General features: G+C 44.2%; 18 protein-coding genes and 1 riboswitch. Of the genes, 14 read left to right on the top strand and 4 right to left on the bottom strand.

Annotated features, from left to right (window positions below):
- Positions 1 to 4: 4 nt before the first annotated feature.
- The 3 genes from PODO_RS21340 (at position 5) to metE (ending at position 4,303) form a co-directional block, all read left to right on the top strand.
- Complete coding sequence (locus tag PODO_RS21340; protein ID WP_038572570.1) at positions 5 to 628, top strand: DedA family protein; 624 nt, start codon at positions 5 to 7, stop codon at positions 626 to 628.
- Between the two features lie 50 nt (positions 629 to 678).
- A complete protein-coding gene (locus PODO_RS21335; protein WP_036682972.1) occupies positions 679 to 1,539 on the top strand; it encodes an undecaprenyl-diphosphate phosphatase in 861 nt (286 codons plus the stop codon).
- A gap of 99 nt (positions 1,540 to 1,638) precedes the next feature.
- A riboswitch (cobalamin riboswitch) is annotated at positions 1,639 to 1,844 on the top strand.
- A 155-nt stretch (positions 1,845 to 1,999) separates the two neighbouring features.
- The gene (gene metE / locus PODO_RS21330) at positions 2,000 to 4,303 is read left to right on the top strand and encodes a 5-methyltetrahydropteroyltriglutamate--homocysteine S-methyltransferase (protein ID WP_038572568.1); all 2,304 of its coding nucleotides are present in this window, start codon (positions 2,000 to 2,002) and stop codon (positions 4,301 to 4,303) included.
- A gap of 146 nt (positions 4,304 to 4,449) precedes the next feature.
- Here the strand turns inward: metE and PODO_RS30690 are convergent, their stop codons facing one another.
- Positions 4,450 to 4,602 carry a DUF1540 domain-containing protein gene (locus tag PODO_RS30690; protein WP_076098619.1) on the bottom strand — a complete coding sequence of 51 codons (153 nt, stop codon included), beginning with the start codon at positions 4,600 to 4,602 and terminating at the stop codon, positions 4,450 to 4,452.
- 428 nt (positions 4,603 to 5,030) lie between these two features.
- On the opposite strand from PODO_RS30690, the gene PODO_RS21325 reads away from it, so the two are divergent.
- Entirely contained in the window at positions 5,031 to 6,146 is a 1,116-nt protein-coding gene (locus PODO_RS21325; protein WP_051491265.1) for a DUF4349 domain-containing protein, read from the top strand.
- 91 nt (positions 6,147 to 6,237) lie between these two features.
- Here PODO_RS21325 and msrA read toward each other — a convergent pair whose 3' ends face one another.
- Complete coding sequence (gene msrA, locus PODO_RS21320) at positions 6,238 to 7,224, bottom strand: peptide-methionine (S)-S-oxide reductase MsrA (protein ID WP_038572566.1); 987 nt, start codon at positions 7,222 to 7,224, stop codon at positions 6,238 to 6,240.
- Between the two features lie 102 nt (positions 7,225 to 7,326).
- Positions 7,327 to 7,944 carry a TVP38/TMEM64 family protein gene (locus PODO_RS21315; protein ID WP_038572564.1) on the bottom strand — a complete coding sequence of 206 codons (618 nt, stop codon included), beginning with the start codon at positions 7,942 to 7,944 and terminating at the stop codon, positions 7,327 to 7,329.
- A 163-nt stretch (positions 7,945 to 8,107) separates the two neighbouring features.
- On the opposite strand from PODO_RS21315, the gene PODO_RS21310 reads away from it, so the two are divergent.
- The 10 genes from PODO_RS21310 to PODO_RS21260 all read left to right on the top strand — a co-directional run bounded on the left by PODO_RS21310 (position 8,108) and on the right by PODO_RS21260 (position 17,972).
- Entirely contained in the window at positions 8,108 to 9,043 is a 936-nt protein-coding gene (locus PODO_RS21310; protein WP_038572562.1) for a Gfo/Idh/MocA family protein, read from the top strand.
- 23 nt (positions 9,044 to 9,066) lie between these two features.
- Complete coding sequence (locus tag PODO_RS21305) at positions 9,067 to 9,390, top strand: protein YxiS (RefSeq protein ID WP_036682960.1); 324 nt, start codon at positions 9,067 to 9,069, stop codon at positions 9,388 to 9,390.
- Positions 9,391 to 9,514: 124 nt separating this feature from the next.
- Positions 9,515 to 9,832 (top strand): winged helix-turn-helix transcriptional regulator, encoded by a 318-nt coding sequence (locus PODO_RS21300; protein WP_036682958.1) that lies wholly within the window; start codon positions 9,515 to 9,517, stop codon positions 9,830 to 9,832.
- 211 nt (positions 9,833 to 10,043) lie between these two features.
- Positions 10,044 to 10,769, top strand: a complete 726-nt coding sequence (locus PODO_RS21295; RefSeq protein ID WP_038572559.1) for a hypothetical protein — start codon at positions 10,044 to 10,046, stop codon at positions 10,767 to 10,769.
- Between the two features lie 297 nt (positions 10,770 to 11,066).
- Complete coding sequence (gene ric / locus PODO_RS21290) at positions 11,067 to 11,762, top strand: iron-sulfur cluster repair di-iron protein (RefSeq protein WP_038574702.1); 696 nt, start codon at positions 11,067 to 11,069, stop codon at positions 11,760 to 11,762.
- Positions 11,763 to 11,882: 120 nt separating this feature from the next.
- A protein-coding gene (locus PODO_RS30685) for an IS3 family transposase (protein WP_141118633.1) occupies positions 11,883 to 13,234 on the top strand; the annotation gives its coding sequence in 2 pieces (ribosomal slippage) (positions 11,883 to 12,270 and positions 12,270 to 13,234; 1,353 coding nt in all).
- 175 nt (positions 13,235 to 13,409) lie between these two features.
- Positions 13,410 to 14,120 carry a hypothetical protein gene (locus tag PODO_RS21275; protein ID WP_038572558.1) on the top strand — a complete coding sequence of 237 codons (711 nt, stop codon included), beginning with the start codon at positions 13,410 to 13,412 and terminating at the stop codon, positions 14,118 to 14,120.
- A 231-nt stretch (positions 14,121 to 14,351) separates the two neighbouring features.
- Positions 14,352 to 16,775, top strand: coding sequence for a nitrite reductase large subunit NirB (gene nirB, locus PODO_RS21270; protein WP_036682952.1), 2,424 nt, complete (start codon positions 14,352 to 14,354; stop codon positions 16,773 to 16,775).
- A 32-nt stretch (positions 16,776 to 16,807) separates the two neighbouring features.
- Complete coding sequence (gene nirD, locus PODO_RS21265) at positions 16,808 to 17,128, top strand: nitrite reductase small subunit NirD (protein ID WP_036682949.1); 321 nt, start codon at positions 16,808 to 16,810, stop codon at positions 17,126 to 17,128.
- A gap of 52 nt (positions 17,129 to 17,180) precedes the next feature.
- The gene (locus PODO_RS21260) at positions 17,181 to 17,972 is read left to right on the top strand and encodes a formate/nitrite transporter family protein (RefSeq protein ID WP_036682946.1); all 792 of its coding nucleotides are present in this window, start codon (positions 17,181 to 17,183) and stop codon (positions 17,970 to 17,972) included.
- A gap of 178 nt (positions 17,973 to 18,150) precedes the next feature.
- Here the strand turns inward: PODO_RS21260 and PODO_RS21255 are convergent, their stop codons facing one another.
- Positions 18,151 to 18,876, bottom strand: coding sequence for a Crp/Fnr family transcriptional regulator (locus PODO_RS21255; protein ID WP_036682945.1), 726 nt, complete (start codon positions 18,874 to 18,876; stop codon positions 18,151 to 18,153).
- Positions 18,877 to 19,100: the final 224 nt, after the last annotated feature.

The following is a 19,100-nucleotide window of genomic DNA, read 5'->3' as shown; positions in this document are numbered from 1 at the left end:
AAGAATGCAAGCATGGATTACAGACTTTATGGAGCAGTTTGGTTACTTCGGTATTTTTCTGATGCTGGCCTTTGAAAATATATTTCCACCAATTCCTTCAGAAGTGATCCTGCCCTTTGGAGGGTTTATGACCACTACGACGAGCTTAACTATACCTGGTGTAATCATTGCTGCCACGGCTGGATCACTACTGGGTGCAGTAATTCTCTATTATATTGGCCGATTATTGGATGTGAGCCGGTTAGAGAAACTGGTTGAACGCTGGGGGGGCCTAATTCGCGTCACTAAAAAAGATATCCACAAGGCTGACGCCTGGTTTGATAAATATGGCTATTGGACTGTATTGTTTTGTCGGATGGTTCCGCTGGTCCGCAGTCTGATTTCGATTCCGGCGGGAATGTCAGGTATGAAATTTGGAGTATTTATGATCTTCACAACGATTGGCACATTGGGATGGAATTTGCTGCTTGTGCTTATTGGCGCGGCTTTGGGCGAATCCTGGGAGGACATTGCCATGTACATGGATGTCTACTCCAATGTGGTCTATGTACTAATTGCTGGCGGATTAGTTATTCTTGGGTTTCTGTACTTCCGCAAACGCAGCCGGAGAATGAACATTGAGGGCTAAGCGGGTGGAGGACTGATAATAGAAATGACTATTAAAAAGGAGGGAAACACATGGAGCTATTAACGATTATTAAAGCCATTATTTTGGGGCTTGTTGAAGGTTTAACCGAATTTGCTCCAGTATCCTCCACGGGTCATATGATTATTGTTGATGATATGTGGCTGAAATCACAGGAGTTATTTGGACAATATACGGCAAATACCTTCAAAATAGTTATTCAACTGGGTTCTATATTAGCGGTTGTTGTGATTTTTAGAAATCGATTCATTGATCTGTTGGGCTTAAGGCGTTTCAGCCGTAAGCAGTTGGACCCTGTAACAGAGAAGCTACCGCAGTTAGAGCAGGGCGGGCACCTCAAGCTGACACAGGTTCTGGTAGGGTTAGTGCCTGCAGGTGTGTTAGGTGTTCTGTTTAATGATTATATTGATGAGCATTTATTCTCTACCTCAACGGTGTTAATTGGTCTAGTGATCGGGGCTATATTAATGATTATTGCGGATCTGTTTGGGCCGAAGAAGATCAGAACTGAGAGTGTAGATCAGATTACATACAAACAGGCACTTGGTGTAGGTCTTGTACAGTGTTTTTCGTTATGGCCTGGATTTTCACGCTCGGGCTCGACGATTTCTGGTGGCGTAATCCTCGGGATGAGCCATCGTGCCGCTGCTGATTTTACGTTTATTATGGCAGTACCCATCATGGCAGGTGCCAGTCTGTTGTCACTGATGAAGAACTGGCAATATTTCACCATGGACGCGCTGCCGTTTTTTATTGCAGGCTTTATTAGTGCCTTCCTATTTGCGCTGTTATCGATGCGTTTCTTCTTAAAACTGATCAATCGTATCAAGCTCTTACCGTTTGCTATATACCGTATAATTCTTGCTGCTGTAGTATATTTCGTATTTTTCTAAGTCCGTTATAAGGAATCGATATAACAGAAGCCCCAGTAATCTATTGCAGATTGCTGGGGCTTTCACGTATGATGACATCAGATTAAGACACTCAAATGATGAATGATATCGGAGACAGGTGCTGACCGGAAAATAGTAATTCGGTAGGCTTAATAGGGAAATTCGGTTCGAAGCCGATGCGGTCCCGCCACTGTAACGGAAGAATCTCGAGCAACAGAGGTCACTGGCAATTTACTACTGCTGGGAAGACTGCTCAAGATGTTGACGCCGCTAGCCAGGAGACCTGCCTGTTTCAACAGCACTGCTTCACCTACGGAAGATAGGGAGGTGTTAGACGTTAACCATGGGTATATCATGGGCGTCTTTCCCTTTGACTTTTTTAGGGAAGGGCGCTCTTTTTTATAGGAAAGCAAGTAGTTTTGGAGTTTGAAATAAGAGATTGAAGAGGGAGTGTATCGAAATGACGAATAAGGTAAAAGTAAGCAATCTTGGATATCCGAGAATCGGAAAGAACCGCGAATGGAAAAAGGCACTGGAGGCATTCTGGCAGGGGAAAATAAATGAGGAGCAATTCCGCTCCGAAATGGCAGCAATCCAGCTGCAGCATTTGAAGACCCAGCAAGAAGCAGGAATTGAGCTTATTCCGGTAAATGATTTTACATTTTATGATCATGTGTTGGATGCGGCTGTTATGTTTGGAATCGTACCTCCACGGTATGCGTATGATGGCGGCGACATCGGGCTTGATCTTTATTTTGCAATGGCCCGTGGTAATGCTGAGGCTACTGCCTGCGAGATGACCAAATGGTTCAATACGAACTATCACTATATCGTTCCAGAGATCGGCACACAAACACCACGCCTGACTGAAAACAAACCTCTAGCGGCTTATCGTTTTGCTAAATCGCAGGCAGGGATTGAAGGTAAACCGGTACTTTTAGGTCTGTATACCTTCCTTAAGCTGTCCAAAGGTTACGCAGCGGCAGATATCGCCAAGATTGCTGCACGTTTTGTTCCAGTCTATGTTCAACTGCTACAGGAACTGAAGCAAGAAGGGGTAAGCTGGGTACAAATCGATGAGCCAGCGATTGTTACAGGCATAAGTAAAGAAGAATTAACACTGCTTAACTCGATATACACAGACATTGCCGCCTCCGTGCCGGGCTTGAATATTATTTTACAGACGTATTTTGAAGCTGCTGAGCCGCTGGAGGCACTGCTAGAGTTGCCTGTTCAAGGCTTGGGTCTTGACTTTGTGCACGATGGTGGAGCGAATCTGGCTTCCATCGAACGTCTTGGCTGGCCGAAGGACAAATGGCTGGGTGCTGGAATTATTGATGGACGGAACATTTGGCGTTCCGATTTAGACGCCAAGCTGCAACTGGTAGAAAAGCTCAGCGTTCATGTGCCGCTTGATCGTCTTATTCTTCAGCCTTCTTGCAGTCTGTTGCATGTCCCAGTCACCGTTCAAGGTGAAGTGAAGCTGAAGGCGACAGTTAAGAATGCGTTAGCCTTTGCCGATGAGAAGCTTAAAGAGCTTAGTCTGCTCGGAGCAGCCGTCGCAGATAAAGGAGAAGCTTCTCAAGCAGCGCTGGCCGCTAGTCGTGAAGCTATTGCAGCGTTCCGCGCACTACCTGAGCGTGGCCGTAAGGATGTGGCGGAGCAAGTGCTTGCACTTGCAGCTCTACCAGACCAACGCAGTCTGCCTTTTGCTGAGCGCTTAAAGGTGCAGCAAGAGAAATGGCAGCTTCCACTTCTGCCAACCACTACAATTGGTAGCTTTCCGCAGACAGTCGAAGTGCGCCAGGCGAGATTGAAATGGCGTAAAGGGGTCTGGAATCAGGAGCGTTATGATGGATTTGTTCGTGAGCAGATCGCGGATGCAATTACCTTCCAAGAAAAGCTAGGTCTGGATGTTCTGGTCCACGGCGAGTTCGAGCGTACAGATATGGTGGAGTTTTTCGGAGAAAAGCTGGATGGATACTTGTTTACTAGTAATGGCTGGGTTCAATCCTACGGTTCCCGTTGCGTTAAGCCGCCGGTGATCTACGCGGATATTGCATTTATACAGCCTATGACTGTTAAAGAAAGCGTCTATGCACAATCGTTGACGAAGCTTCCGGTTAAAGGAATGTTGACGGGCCCTGTTACTATCCTCAATTGGTCATTTGTACGTGATGATCTCAGCCGGGAAGAGGTAGCCAATCAAATTGCTCTTGCCCTTCGCCATGAAGTAAAAGCGTTGGAAGATGCAGGCATCGAAATGATTCAAGTGGATGAGCCGGCTATTCGTGAAGGACTTCCGCTAAAGGCAGAAGACCGTGAGCATTACCTGAACTGGGCAGTGAAGTCGTTCCGTGTTGCCACGAACCATGTGAAGGCTACGACACAAATTCATACGCATATGTGCTACAGCGAATTTAATGACATGATCGATTCAATATCGGCTATGGATGCTGATGTAATCTCCATTGAGACTTCACGTAGCCATGGTGAGCTGATTATCAGCTTTGAGGAGCAAGCCTATGATAAAGGAATCGGTCTTGGAGTGTACGACATCCATAGCCCGCGGGTTCCAGCTGTCGAAGAAATGACTGCGAATATCGATCGTGCGCTGCGGGTGCTTGACCCTGAACAGTTCTGGATTAATCCGGATTGCGGTCTGAAAACGCGTGGCTGGCAGGAGACAGAGGATGCACTACGTAACATGGTAAGAGCTGCTGCTATTGCGAGGGAAAAGACAGGGGTTATTGCTTCTAAATAGACTTAAATAAATTAGAGCCAGGGTAATTTACCCTGGCTTTTTAGTTCAATTATTTTTTTGTAATCAGCTACTTGATAATAATTCTCAATCTTGTTAGAATGAAAAAGAAAAAGAAGGAACCGTGGAGGGTCCCTTTAGGCATTTACTTATTTACTTTCGAAAGTTTTGCAATCTGTTTCTTCTGCGCGTTTTGGTTCTTGGGAGCTGTGGAAAGCTACGAAGATCGATTCAGCGCTGCATTTGTTCTCTTCTGCCCAGTGGGTGCAGGAGTTAACTTCACAAACTACGTCTTTTGCCATGAGGGTTCACCTCCCCTTTTAGTAATTGACAGTATCATTCAAAGAACGGCTCTGTTCAGCAAGGTGGAGCTTGTCTCAGCAAAGCCGTGTCACGCCCTCATTCATTATGAATAGAGGGTATTTGGATTTTTTTACTAGGTTAGACGTGGTAATTGTACCAAATAATGAGTTTGTAAGCAAATGAGTTCTTTAACTTTCAGGACCCCTCCCACATAAAAAATATGTCCAATAAGAGCCGCAGAAATGCGGCTTTTTGTGTATTTCAACATGAAAAACCAAAAGAAATTTACCGAAATTCCATATTCCAGTGCAACCTTCCAAGTTTTGGGGCGTCAAAGAAATGAGAGACGGAAGAGATCTGTATAGAACATGACATTCCGTAACGTTACAATGCTAGGGATTACCACTACATTTTTGGAGGAATGAGAATGCGCAAATGGGGTCTGCATTACTTATGTTTATTAATTCTTGCGGTGGTATTGGCAGGTTGTGGCTCGGGTGATAACAATTCGGCAGCTGACAAATTAGCTAGTGACGGCGGAAATACGAGTAATTCTGCTGCAGCAACCACTGAGCAATCTTCAAAAGCTACATTAGCGGATAAGAATACCTCAGCAGAGGCTGAGACAGCAGCGGGAGGCAACGAAGCCCCAGTTGAAAAAGGTTTGACATCAGAGAACACGGATCAAGCAAACGCGGGATTCACGGGCAGTGATGTCGTGGAAGGATTGAACAAGAAGCTTATCTATCATGCCAATCTGACTATGGAAGTAGAAGACTACGGTAAAGCTCAGACTGAAATTCGAAACATGGTAACGATGGCTAAAGGATATATTATAGAGTTTAACGAGAACATGTCGCAATATGAGCAAGGGGGGACGTTTATCCTTAAGGTGCCAGCCTCCGGATTCTCTCCTTTTCTGAATAATTTGGAAAAAGTAAAACACGAATCGCTACAGCGCAGCATTCAAGGTCAGGATGTCTCGGAGGAGTATGTTGATCTAGAGTCGCGTCTGAAGGCAAAGCAGTTAATGGAAGCTCAATATACTGAGTTTATGAAAAAAGCAACGAAATCAAGTGATCTGGTTGCCTTTGCAAACGAGCTTGGTTCGATTCAAGAAACGATTGAGCAGATCAAAGGCAGAATGCGATATATAGATCAGAACGTATCCTTTTCAACGGTAGAGCTTAGAGTGTACCAGACGGATGAGAGCTTAGCTGTGAAGGAAAAGGCAGAGCAAGGTCCATTGCTGGAACGCGCATCAGATGCTTTAAAAGGAAGCCTGAACGCACTATCTGTTATGTTTCAGTGGATTTTTGTAATTCTTGCAGGCGCATTGCCGATTCTAATCGGTGCGGGCATTATTTTAGCCATCGTTTGGTTTGCCCGCAAAAATATCCGCGTACGACGGGAGCAGCAGACCCAGCGGATACGGCAGGAAAATCGGGAGCTGAACAAGGAGGTACTCCCTGCACCAGCAGAGCCAAAGGTGACAACCTCAATAAAGGATAAGAAAGCGAACGAGGACGAGAATAAAGAATAAGCTCCTATGAATTAAAAAGCCTCCAATTCATGGTATACCGTGAATTGGAGGCTTTTCTATAAGATAGTACAGTTTCGCACGTTATCGAAGATTAGGCAGGCTGGAAGAGTACACGATACTCGCCATAGCCCTCTTTCTCCAGATCCTCTTTCGGTATAAATCGCAGTGCCGCTGAATTAATGCAGTAGCGCAGGCCGTTTTCCCCTGGACCATCGTCGAAGACATGACCTAGATGGGAATCTGCTACTTTGCTGCGCACTTCTGTGCGAACCATCAAATGGCTGAGGTCCGTCTTTTCCTTCACGGCGTAATCGCGGATTGGACGTGTAAAGCTGGGCCAGCCACAACCGGAATCGTATTTATCCTGCGAACTGAATAATGCTTCACCAGATACGATATCTACATAAATGCCTTCTCCGTGGTGATCCCAAAAATCATTTCGGAAAGGTGACTCTGTAGCGCTATTCTGAGTGACTTCATATTGAAGTGGCGTCAGACGTTCTTTCAAGCTTAGTTTATCTTCTTTATGTGTCCAGTGGGTTTCGATAAAATCCTCTCGGCCGGAACCCTTACGGTAACGTTTGTAGTGGCCCGGGTTCTTACGATGGTAGCCCTGATGATATTCTTCGGCAGGATAGAAGGTTGCTGCCGGGAGGATCGGGGTAACAATCGGGCTAGCGAATCGTCCGCTTTCTTGCAAAGCTGCCTTGGAAGCCTCTGCTTGTTGCTTTTGCTCTTCAGAATGGGTGAAGATAGCCGTTCCGTAAGAGGTGCCGCGATCATGGAATTGTCCACCCGCATCGGTTGGGTCAATTTGCTGCCAGAATAATTCAAGCAGCTTGCTATAAGGGAAAATTTCTGGGTTGAACGTAATTTGTACCGCTTCAACATGTCCTGTGGTTTCGGAGCATACCTCTTCATAGGTAGGATTCACTGTATGCCCGCCAGTATAGCCGGAGACGACACTAATAATGCCTGGCAATTCCTCGAACGGCGAGACCATGCACCAGAAGCATCCACCTGCAAAGGTTGCTTTTTCCGCCTTGGAATTTATATGGTTAGTCTGATGTTCACTCATTAATATCCCTCCATTCATGTAATGCAATTAAATAGATCACAATCTAATTATAAAGCAAATAACCACAGCCTGCCAGCTTCCGCCAAATAAGCTCTCTGTTACCTAGTGTTTTTTTACTTCCTGTGAACTGTAACGAAAGCTTAGTCCGGCTATAATAAGCACAATGGCATAAACAACGATGGCTATAATCGCATTTCCAGGGTTCTGGAACAGTTGATCCCCAAGGAAGGCATACAAGGCGATGCCTGGGATTTTTCCAATAGCTGAGGCAGCTAGATAACTCCAGAAGGGCAGCCCGGCTGCTCCGGCATAGATGTTAACTGCGGTCTGCGGGATAATCGGCAAGAGACGTGCTAAGACAATAGAAGCAAAGGGCCGCCGTTCTATGCCTTTTGTGAATTTTTCAAGTAGGGGAATAGAAGTCAGATAAGCTCTCGCTTGATCTTGAAATAAGAACTTCACTACGCCGAAAAGGAATGCGGCAGCAAGGGTTGTAGCTACCCAGCAAATTAAAGCACCAGCCAAACTTCCGTATGCATAACCAAAAAATCCGATGACCGCTTTGTACGGTACAACTGGAAAGAGAGCCAGTAAAGTTGCGATCCCTATAGAGCCAAAAACATTATGATCCTCTTTCATCCAGCTAAGGATGTCATATCTGTAGATAAACGCAAGGATTGTGCCCGAAACATAAAGAATAATCGAGAACCATTTTCTCATAGCTAATATACCCTTTCTTCCACTCATTCATCTCATCATACGGGATAAAAAGTAAATATTGAAGTGAAGATCATTGTCGGCGAACGCCAAGCAGGTATAATAGCATTTATAGAGAACAAAGAGAGAGATAAATTCTTGAATTATAAAGAGGGGAGTTAGATCAGTGATCGTTTCTGTACGCAAAAGAGTCGCCATCATCGGGATTGGCAATATCGCCCGCAAAGTATATTTGCCACTGCTCTCTCAGCATGGACAAGTTGAGGTAGTGGGGGTTCTCAGTCACTCATCCACAACAGTAGAGCAAGCTGTTAATGCCTATCGCTTTCCTAAAGGTACGACAAATTTAGACGAGCTGTTGTCTTGGGATCTGGATGCAGTATTTGTGCATAGCCCAACGACGACCCATTATGATATAGTAACAAAATGTCTCGAACAGGGGATTTCGGTGTATGTAGATAAGCCGCTGTCCTATGATCTGGAAGAATCCAGAAGGATGGCAGAGCTGGCAGAAAATAAAGGGCTGCTGCTAGGAGTGGGCTTTAATCGGCGTTTTGCCCCAATGTATGTCACCGCCAAGAGTTGGCTCGAGGAAGCTGGAGGCATTAGCCATTGCCACGCGATTAAACATCGCACGAAGCTGCAATTAGGCAGCAGCCGTGAGACTGTACATGACGACTTGATTCATATGCTTGATCTGCTGTTATGGTTATGTGGAGATCAGTATGAGCTGCTTCGCAGTAATCTTCAATCCAATGGAGAGGGGCGACTTGTCCAGGCATCTGGAATGCTGGGTTGGGAGCAAGGCTCAGTGGGGATGTATAGCATGGTTCGTGAGGCTGGTGTTGATTTGGAGAAGCTGGAGCTGCACGGTAATGGCCGTTCGGTGGAAGTGGCAGATCTGGACCAAGCCATCCTATATGAAAAAAATGCTTTGCCATGGACCCAGAGCTTTGGAAGCTGGGATACGGTGCTGGATAGAAGAGGTTTCGGTGGAGTGGTAGATCATTTTCTGAACAATATAAATACACCAGAGTTATGCAGTATTGCTGCTTCAGCAGTTCTGCCTAGTCATAGATTGGCAGCTCAGCTTGCTGAATGAGGTCTCTAAGAAAGGAGTAAAATATGGAAGACAACCGTAAATTAGTGGAGGAACAAATCATCGAAAGCTATAAGCGGGAGGAAGAGATGATGATCCTTGTATTCGCCCAGTGGTGCGTGAATCAAGGACTCGACCCGCACAGTTTATATTTGCAGGCTTATCCACAGCAAGAAGGGAATGAAGCCTTGCGAAAAGCGCTTGCCCTAACGGTTTCTGCGGAGGAAGCAGGGGATATTTCCGATGACACAGTTCTCGGCGTACTCTCCTTATTCGGAAATGATGACTTGGCGCAAATCGTGACAGAAGCGATTGCTCAAAGGGAATCTAAAGCACATACAGGGGATTGACAACGAGGATATAATGATAATGTCAGATGAACTTTTTTTAGTAAACGATGTTCATCAGGGATGAAATGTGTTAATATTATATATACTAACTAATAGTAAGTTTCGCTAGTGAGAGGTGAGAACAATGGAAGAACATCAAATTTCGATGTGTCCCAGATTTGAGACAGCCTTCTCTTTCTTAGGCAAACGTTGGAATGGACTTATTATTCAGACATTGATGAGTGGACCGAAGCGGTTTAAAGATATTTCCGGCCTCATTCCTTCAATGAGCGATAAGATGCTGTCCGAGCGGATGAAGGATTTGGAAGGTGAGGGTATTCTGGTTAGACATGTATACCCGGAAACACCTGTACGTATTGAATATGAACTAACAGACAAAGGCCGTGCGCTGGAGCCTGTTATGCAGCAGATTCAGTCTTGGGCTGAGAGCTGGGTAGAGTAGAAATCAAAGTCGTGTTGTGGCCCTTTTTCCTGAAGAACGGAGGAGGGCTTTTCAATTTTTAAATAAAAACCTTGCACAGATCGAAAAAATCTGTAATATAATAGAAAAAACGTTGTATGTTCCTTGCATGGAAACGCTTGCAATATTGGTTTTTGCTCAAATCTACTCAGCTGGAGTACAGGCATAGCAAAACTATTAGGAGGCGAGGGAGATGAAGACCACCCTGTTTTCCCGGGAAATAACGTATGGAAAAAAGGATGTTGCTGAGCTGGAGAACGCTTCGATCAAAGTACAGCTCATCTATGACAAGACGTTGTTCATGCTGCATAGCCATCTTCCAGATTCCTTATGGGATGCGTGGATTGGTGTGCCTTACAGCATTATCTCTTCACTCTACAAAGGCAACAATGATAGCGGAACTATTTTTCAAAAATGGATTCAAAGTCCTTCTGGCTGGAAATGTATCGGTTGTGAACGGCATTGCCTGGAGTCGACGGAACCTCTTCAAGAAGTGAATATGGCAGGTAATCAACGACAATATAAGTTTCATAATGGCATTCGCCAGAGCATGGTGCTACAAGCCTTAATTTGGTCCATGTACGAGAATACCGTATTATTCAAACCCTTTTTAGGGGATGAGCCCTTTTTTGATGAAGATGATTTGCATACGATATCCTCTTATTTCGTGCCAACCTACCTTAATGATCTACGTCTTCTGGAGCAGTCTAAGCCTTGTAAAGAGTACAAAGATCAGAATATACAGATCTATCAGGAATGGATAGCCGCCCCTGACCTTGTTCTCAAATGGAATGGTGGCCTGACAGAGGGAAGATGGATGACTGGTGTTTATATGGATCACTCCCGCTTTGCTGGCTTAGGACCTTATTTGAAGGACGCAAAGGGGAAGCGAACGTATATGCAGGCTTATGTTCAATAAAAGATACAGATTTGGTGTGACCGAATAGATAAATGTAAGACAAATAACATTACTGATGCCCGTGTGGTAAACAAAAGACAGGTCGATTGTGGGGATTTATCTCCATGATTGACCTTTTTCGTTCAACAAAGAGATACAATTTTCGTGAGTACAATCACAAGTCAAAACTCCTTTCAGGGTTAAGGTGAACAGGTAGAAAAGATTTTTTCAGAACCTGATCACATATCCCGAGGAGGAACTATTATGGAAACTAAACAACCTAATGATAGAATTTCAGATTTACAGCATAAGCAATCGGTGCAACCTGGATTTACTCCAGATGCCCTTGTAAAAGATATTGTGCTGCAATTCCCAAAAGCTGCGGATTATTTCAAGTCTAAACGGATTGATTTCTGCTGTGGAGGCGCCAAACCTCTTGCTGAAGCAGCTGTAGAGCGTGGACTAGATCAAGAGATGATCATTAGTGATCTCAACAAGCTGTTCGAGGAATATCCGGTACCACAAGAAGAACTCGCATGGAACACAGCACCTTCTGCAGAGTTAATCGACCATATTGTGAGTAAACATCACCATTACCTGCGGGAAGAACTGCCCCTGATTAGCCAAAATGTAACTAAGGTATACCGGGTTCATGGCGGAGATTCACCTCATTTAGAAGAGTTATATAGTTTGTTTAATGCACTCAAGGAAGATCTGCTACAGCATACAGCTAAAGAAGAGGAAGATGAGTTTCCGAAATTATTAGCGTATGATGCCAATCCAAGTGAAGAAGGGCTGACCACACTTCGCGAGGCATTATTTGAACTTGAGAGTGAACATGACACAGCAGGCGATATATTGAGACAAATACGCAAAATAACAGATGATTTCACCCCACCGGCTCATGCTTGTACAACCTATCGTTTGACTTATGCCCGGCTAGAGGAGCTGGAGAGCATGACTTTTGAACATGTTCATCTGGAGAATAATATATTGTTCCCTAGATTCCAGTAGAAAAAATGAGTTTTCAAAGAGTGAACTGTGACCCGTAAGATGGAAACTTTGAAAAAAGTGACCCTCTTACGGGTCATTTTGTGTTTTAATCGAAATATCGAAATAACGGAGGAAGCCTTCATGAATAACAAAACAAGAGGAAGCTCAAGGATATTCAACGAAAATGAGATCAAACAACTAGAGAACAATCCAAATGTAGAGAACGTGACGGAAAAGAGTATTACCTATTCACCAACGTTTAAGTTGGCTGCGGTTAAGGCCTATAAGGAAGGCCAAGCCCCAATGGAGATCTTCCTTAGCGCAGGATTTAACCTAGATATTATCGGTCGCAAGAAGCCTAAGCATTGCCTAACCCGTTGGCGTAATACATATAATGCTCTGGGAGAGGCTGGACTACTAGAGGAACAACGAGGAAAAGGATCCCCGGGCAGACGACCGACAGGGGAACTTTCTACCGAGGAAAAGTTAAAACGTGCAGAAGCACGAATCAAGCTTCTGGAGATGGAGAACGACTTCTTAAAAAAGCTGGAGGCGCTCGAAAAGCAGAAGATGCAGAGGAAACGTTGACCCCCTCCGAGCGCTACGAAATTATTAACCAAACGATACGTAAGCACGGTCTGCAGCGAATGACGCGTTATTTGTGTAAGCTAGCTTGTGTGAGCTTAAGCGGATATTACCGTTGGCAAGTCGCTGAGGAAGCAAGACAGTTGCGAGAGAAGGCAGACGAACGAGACGCTTTCCTTATCAAGAAACACTATGACGCTTTGAATGGTAAAGCTGGAGCATTGGTCGTGAAGATGTGGCTGGAACGGGAGAATGGTATCATCATGAATCATAAAAAGATTCGAAGATTAATGCGAAAATATAAGCTTGTTGCTACGATCCGGCAAGCAAATCCCTATCGCAAGATGGCAAAAGCCACACAAGAGCACCAAACATGTCCCAACCTACTCAAGCGCCAGTTTGACCAAGGAGAGCCTGAGAAAGTGCTGCTGACGGATATTACCTATATGCATTATGGTAATGGACAATGTGCTTATTTATCCGTGGTGAAAGACGGGGCTACGAGACAAATTTTAGCTCACTACCTCTCTTCTTCATTGGCTATGCCAATTGTAGAACGAACACTGGAGAAACTACTTGAACGACTGGATGGCAATATTCATCCAGAAGCCCTTTTGCATTCGGATCAAGGAATGCACTATACTCACCCTAGATTCCGCCTTCTCGTACGCGAAGCTGGGTTTACACAGTCCATGTCACGGAAAGGGAACTGCTGGGATAACGCCGCCATGGAGAGCTTTTTTGGCCATCTGAAGGATGATTTGGAGTACAAGACATGTATGACTCTCTTGGAATTACGAACAAAGGTTGATGACTATATCGCCTACTATAACTCCGAGCGATATCAATGGACATTAAAAAAGATGACTCCCGATGAATTCAGGAGTCACCTATTAATTGCTTCTTAAAGGTCTTCTTTTTTCAACTTTCCACAAATACGGTCACAGTTCAGAGTCCCTTAGGGGACTTTTTTTATATTTGAGAACAAAGCTTATTTACGTTATTCTTAAATAGACAGTATGCATAACTTACTACAAGCCTGAGACGCTGTGTGGTCATTAGGCGGGACAAGGCGGTGTCACTATGCCCACGAAATATATGTGGAGGTTGTTACTAGGATTAGTCATCGTATTCATAATAGGTGGATGTTCGACTCTTGCTGACGTTAATAATGAAGGGAATAATGGCTTAGCAGGATCAGACGGGCCTACGCTTTCGCTTATCGTTGCGGGAAATGACTTGCTGACCAACCCTTTGGACAAGCAGCTTAGCGAGAGCTACAGAAAAGGGATAACGATCTTTGACCTACTGAAAGGTAGTGGGAAGGCCACCTTTTCTGAGGATAACACAAGCATTCTAACGGTAAATAATATTTCACTCAGTCAAGGAATGAATTGGGAGCTGCAAATGGATGGGGAGACCATTGGATCTGAGGATTGGGGTCGAACCGTCGGGCATGAATCAAAATTAGTAATTACGGCGATGTCTAAGGAACAAGAGGAACCCCTTCAAATTGTGTTGTTGACCGTGAATGGCGGAAGTGAGCAAGTGAATTTGAATCATTCATATGTTATGGGATTTACTGAAGATTTAACAGTGAGAGGTTTGTTGAAGAACAGCAGTGTGGTGCAGTTGACCGAAGACAACAAAAAGGTGTTATCCATTGGTGATTATACTCCTCTTAGCAATGAAGTTTGGAAGATGAAGGTGAATGGGAAGCAGCTGCTTGAGAATGGAATGGACATGAAGCTTAGAGTGCAGGATGAATTGGAGATTTTATTGGCTATACGTTAAAAAAAGTACATAAATGCCAGATCTACGGTTATTCAGAACCTGTGATCTGGCTTTTTTTATTAGAATTTAGAACCTAACAAAGTTGTCTTATTTTTTATGTGAAAATATTCACATTTAATGTGACTGTAATCACAATCTCTCTTAAATTTTGAAATGTATAATTTCATTATGTAGAAGATAAGTTGAAGCAAAGTTCAACAAGAACGGATAAGACTGAGGAGGCACCTAACTATGGCAGCGAAGAGAGAAAAATTAGTATTAGTCGGCAACGGTATGGCAGGCATAGGTACGCTAGAGCAAATATTGAAGCTAGGTGGAGCTTATGACATTACGGTCTTTGGAAGCGAACCTCACCCCAATTATAATCGGATCATGTTGTCCTATGTTCTCGAAGGCAGCAAAACCATCAACGATATCATCCTAAACGACTGGAACTGGTATGAAGATAACAACATTACCTTGCATACAGGAACAACAGTTACGCGAATTGACGAGCATTCCAAGCAAGTAATTGCGGATAACGGTATGGCTGTTTCTTACGATAAAGTGATTATTGCAACGGGTTCGAATTCATTTATTTTACCTGTACCTGGTTGTGATAAGGAAGGCGTAGTGGGTTTCCGGGATATTGCAGATTGTGATGCGATGCTAGCTGCGGCTAAACAATACAACAAAGCGGCGGTAATCGGCGGAGGCTTACTTGGATTGGAAGCGGCAAAGGGTCTTGTGAACCTTGGCATGGACGTTACTGTAGTGCATCTGATGGAAGATCTAATGGAGCGCCAGCTTGATCGTAATGCCTCCTCTATGTTGCAAGCTGAGCTAGAGCGTCAAGGCGTGAAATTTGCCATGGGCAAACAAACAGTAGAATTGACAGGGGAACAGAGAGTAAGTGGTTTACAATTTAGTGATGGCACTACACTTGCAGCTGATTTTGTAGTTATGGCTGTAGGCATCAAACCGAATATAACTGTGGCAAAAGAAAGCGGAATTGCTGTTAATCGTGGAATTGTAGTGGACGATTATTTGCAGACCTCTATGCAGAATGTATATTCCATTGGCGAATGTGCCGAACATCGCGGAGTTTGTTACGGATTAGTAGCGCCGCTCTTCGAGCAGGGTATGGTTCTAGCTAAACATCTCTGCGGAAGCGATACAAATCCATATGAAGGTTCTGTTGTCTCCACCAAATTAAAAATTTCCGGTGTGGATGTATTTTCTGCAGGTGAGTTTATGGATTCCCCTGAGCACACTGTAATCTCAAGCAAAGATGAATGGAAGCGAACCTATAAGAAAATTCTGCTCAAAGACAATGTCATTGTTGGTGCAGTCCTGTTCGGGGATGTGACGGAATCGGCTAACCTGCAAAAGTTAGTAAAACAAGGTGCTGTAATGACTGATGAGATTTATACAGAGGTCATGGGTACGGGCTGCTGCGGAAGCGGAGCCAAAAAGAGCACATCTGTAGAAGCTATGGCGGACGAAGAAATCGTTTGTGGCTGTAATGGGGTTACGAAAAAAGCGATTGTGGATGCGGTCATAGAAAATGGTTTTACTACTGTGGACGAGATCAAAGCATGTACAGGAGCGACGCGTTCTTGCGGAGGTTGTAAACCGGTTGTAGAACAAATTTTACAATTTGTCCTGGGTGATAGTTTTGAGCAGTCTGCCAAGCAAGGTATCTGTAGCTGTACAACGCTTAGCCGGGATGAGATTGTTGCTGAGATTACAGCTAAAGGTCTTAGTACTACTAAAGAGGTTATGCATGTACTGGGTTGGAAACAAGAGGAAGGCTGCTCTAAATGCCGTCCGGCGATTAACTATTATCTGGGGATGCTAAATCCGGATACACATCAAGATGAGAAGGAATCACGTTTTGTTAATGAACGTATGGGAGCCAATATTCAGAAAGACGGAACCTATACCGTTATTCCACGCATGTACGGCGGGGTAACGACACCAGAGGATTTGAAGAAAATCGCTGATGTCTCCCTTAAATATGATGTAAAAGTTGTGAAGGTGACTGGTGGGCAACGCCTGGATCTAATCGGGGTGAAAAAAGAGGATCTGCCGAAGGTATGGGAAGAGCTCGATATGCCATCAGGTTATGGTTATGCCAAATCGCTACGTACGGTTAAGACTTGTGTGGGTTCACAGTTCTGCCGTTTCGGTACACAGGATTCGCTGGGAATGGGCGCGCTCATAGAACGTAAGTATGAACGTCTTGATTTTCCTGCCAAGTTTAAAATAGCTGTCAACGGCTGCCCACGTAACTGTGCGGAATCCTGCACGAAGGATATTGGCATCGTCGGTAATGACGGCGGTTGGGAAGTATTTATCGGTGGTAACGGTGGGATCAAACCACGGATTGCTGATTCCTTCTGCAAAATTAAGACCGATGAAGAGTTGATCGAAGTGTGCTCCGCTGTGATGCAATATTACCGTGAGACCGGCAATTATTTGGAGAGAACCTCCGAGTGGGTTGAGCGTATGGGACTTGAGCAGATTCAAATGGTCATTTTGAATAATGAAGATAACCGCAAAGAGCTGGCCGCACGGATTGACTTTGCTCTGACTCAGGTGACGGATCCTTGGAAAAAAATGCTTAATGACAGTAGCACTCGTACTGCGCTTTTTGAAGAAACAAGAGTCTAGCGGATATAACGCACACAGAAGGGGAGAGACCAATGAATAAGACCACACAAACGTATGCAATAGGCTCAGTACAGGATTTCCTGCTGCAGATTGGCCGTGTAGTGATTGCTGGAGCTGTTGAACTGGCTGTATTTCGTGCCTCTGACGGAGCCATCTATGCAGTAGAGAATCGTAGTCCTCATCCTAAGGGTGGCCCGCTTGCGGAAGGGATCGTGTCAGGTCACTATCTGTACGATCCGCTGTACGATTGGAAAATCGATCTGCGCACGGGTGAGGTGCAGGCTCCAGACCAAGGTAGTGTTGTGACTTATCCAGTCACACTGGACGGAGAGAAAGTTACAGTGAGCGTGTAGACACCGAAGAGTGTAGTAATAGATTTAATAGAAAACGGTGGGGTGGAGTATTATGTTTACGCAAAGTGTGGAGAGCATCGTAGAGACGGCAGTCAGTAAGCGGGACAAAATGAATGAAAGCTTGCCAAGATATTTTCTAGCAGCCCTGTTGGCAGGTGCTTATGTAGGCATTGGGATTATCCTTATTTTCTCTCTAGGAGCACCGCTAGCAGCTGCTAAATCACCTTTCCAACCGCTTATTATGGGTACATCCTTCGGCATCGCCTTGACGCTTGTAGTATTTGCAGGCTCAGAACTGTTTACTGGGAATAATATGTTTTTTACTGTAAGTACACTGGCAGGCAGAACCAGTATCTGGGATACCGTTAAGAACTGGATCCTTGTATTCATCGGGAATGTGGTGGGTGCAGTGATTTTAGCGCTTTTAATTCGTGGGACTGGGTTATTCAGTGCTGCGCCGCCAGAGCATTTGATCTTTACAGCCGCTGCTAAAAAAATGAGTCTCCCGTTCTCTGAGCTGTTTTTTCGTGGAATCCTATGTAACTGGCTGGTCTGTTTAGCGCTATGGATGTCCTCACGTGCTAAAAGTGAATCTGCTAAGCTAATTTTAATCTGGTGGTGTCTGTTCGCCTTTATCGCAAGCGGATATGAGCATAGTGTGGCTAATATGACTCTGCTTAGTGTTGCTGTGTTGCTTCCGAATCATCCGGAAACCATTACGATAGCTGGATGGCTGCATAATATGATCCCTGTAACTTTGGGGAATATCATTGGTGGGGGCGTATTTGTCGGCATGGCCTATTGGCTGATCTCACCAGTGCGTGGTACTCGCAATAACCGTTAAATCCATTTTTAATTAACTATATTAGAGCTGAACCGATCTTGGGTTTAGCTCTTTTTTTGTTGAATATAAAAAAAAGACACCTGCATTAGGCGCCTTGGACCACTCTATTTTATATTATGCAGAATAATTGGGTCATGTATGTTTCATTGAGGTGAATAGAGGGTATATTATAACGGAATTAGATCCGGCAGATTTCGTTCGGACACAGTTCGCAGTGGCAAATTTCTTGCAGCATGCCAAGGTCCTTGATGACAATCATACCGTTCTCATACTCAACAGCATCTTTTTTACGCAGGTCGCTCAGCATCCGGTTAACACTTTCACGAGTGGCACCGATCATGTTGGACAAATCTGTATGCGTAATTTTTTTGTTGATAAGGATATTCTCACCATCGCTGCTCTTCTCACCATAGGTATTGCCAAGACGAATGAGCGTGGAGCATAGTGCACCAGGTTTGCCGTACATCATTAGATCACGGAATTTAGTTTGGGTGAGACGGTGATGAATACCCATCCATTTCATAAAGTCGATAGCAAAGTCACAATGTTGGCAGATGAGAATTTCTAGATCCTTTTGTTCGATGACGCCAACTTCACTTTCTTCAATCACTTCGGCTGTAAAGCTATGCTTAGTGCTGAAGAATGGATCTGCTTGACCTACCATATCGCCAGCTTGATACATATAAAGAATGAGTTCTTTACCTTCATCAGTAGATTTAGTTAATTTCACACGTCCACGTTTGATATAAAACAATTTATCCGAGTAGTCGCCTTCCCAGAATAGATGTGAACCCTCTGGAACTATGCGCTCTTTCATTGTAACTAGAAGTCTGTTGAAATTCTGTTCGGAGAAACAGTTTGTATTTCCGTGGGCTTCGATAACATTGTAATGTTCTTTTAGCATAATCGACATCCCCTTTATTCCCTCAGTTTTTCAGTAAATTTTAAATTAATTATACCTTGAAAATCCCTCGAATTGGTTATAAAAAATCGTTTAAAAGTGTCGAATTTTCAACATTGTGATAAATTTCACTTCTAAAGTGTTCGATGTAATATTCTTTTTAACTAAAAAAGAGTAAGTGATCTCACGTTTATGATATATGAACAGCGGCTATCCATTATTCTCAA

It is taken from the genome of Paenibacillus odorifer, assembly GCF_000758725.1.
In the GTDB taxonomy this organism is placed as follows: domain Bacteria; phylum Bacillota; class Bacilli; order Paenibacillales; family Paenibacillaceae; genus Paenibacillus_AQ; species Paenibacillus_AQ odorifer.
The sequence above is the reverse complement of the archived record's forward strand: the minus strand, read 5'-3'. Positions and strand labels throughout refer to the sequence as shown.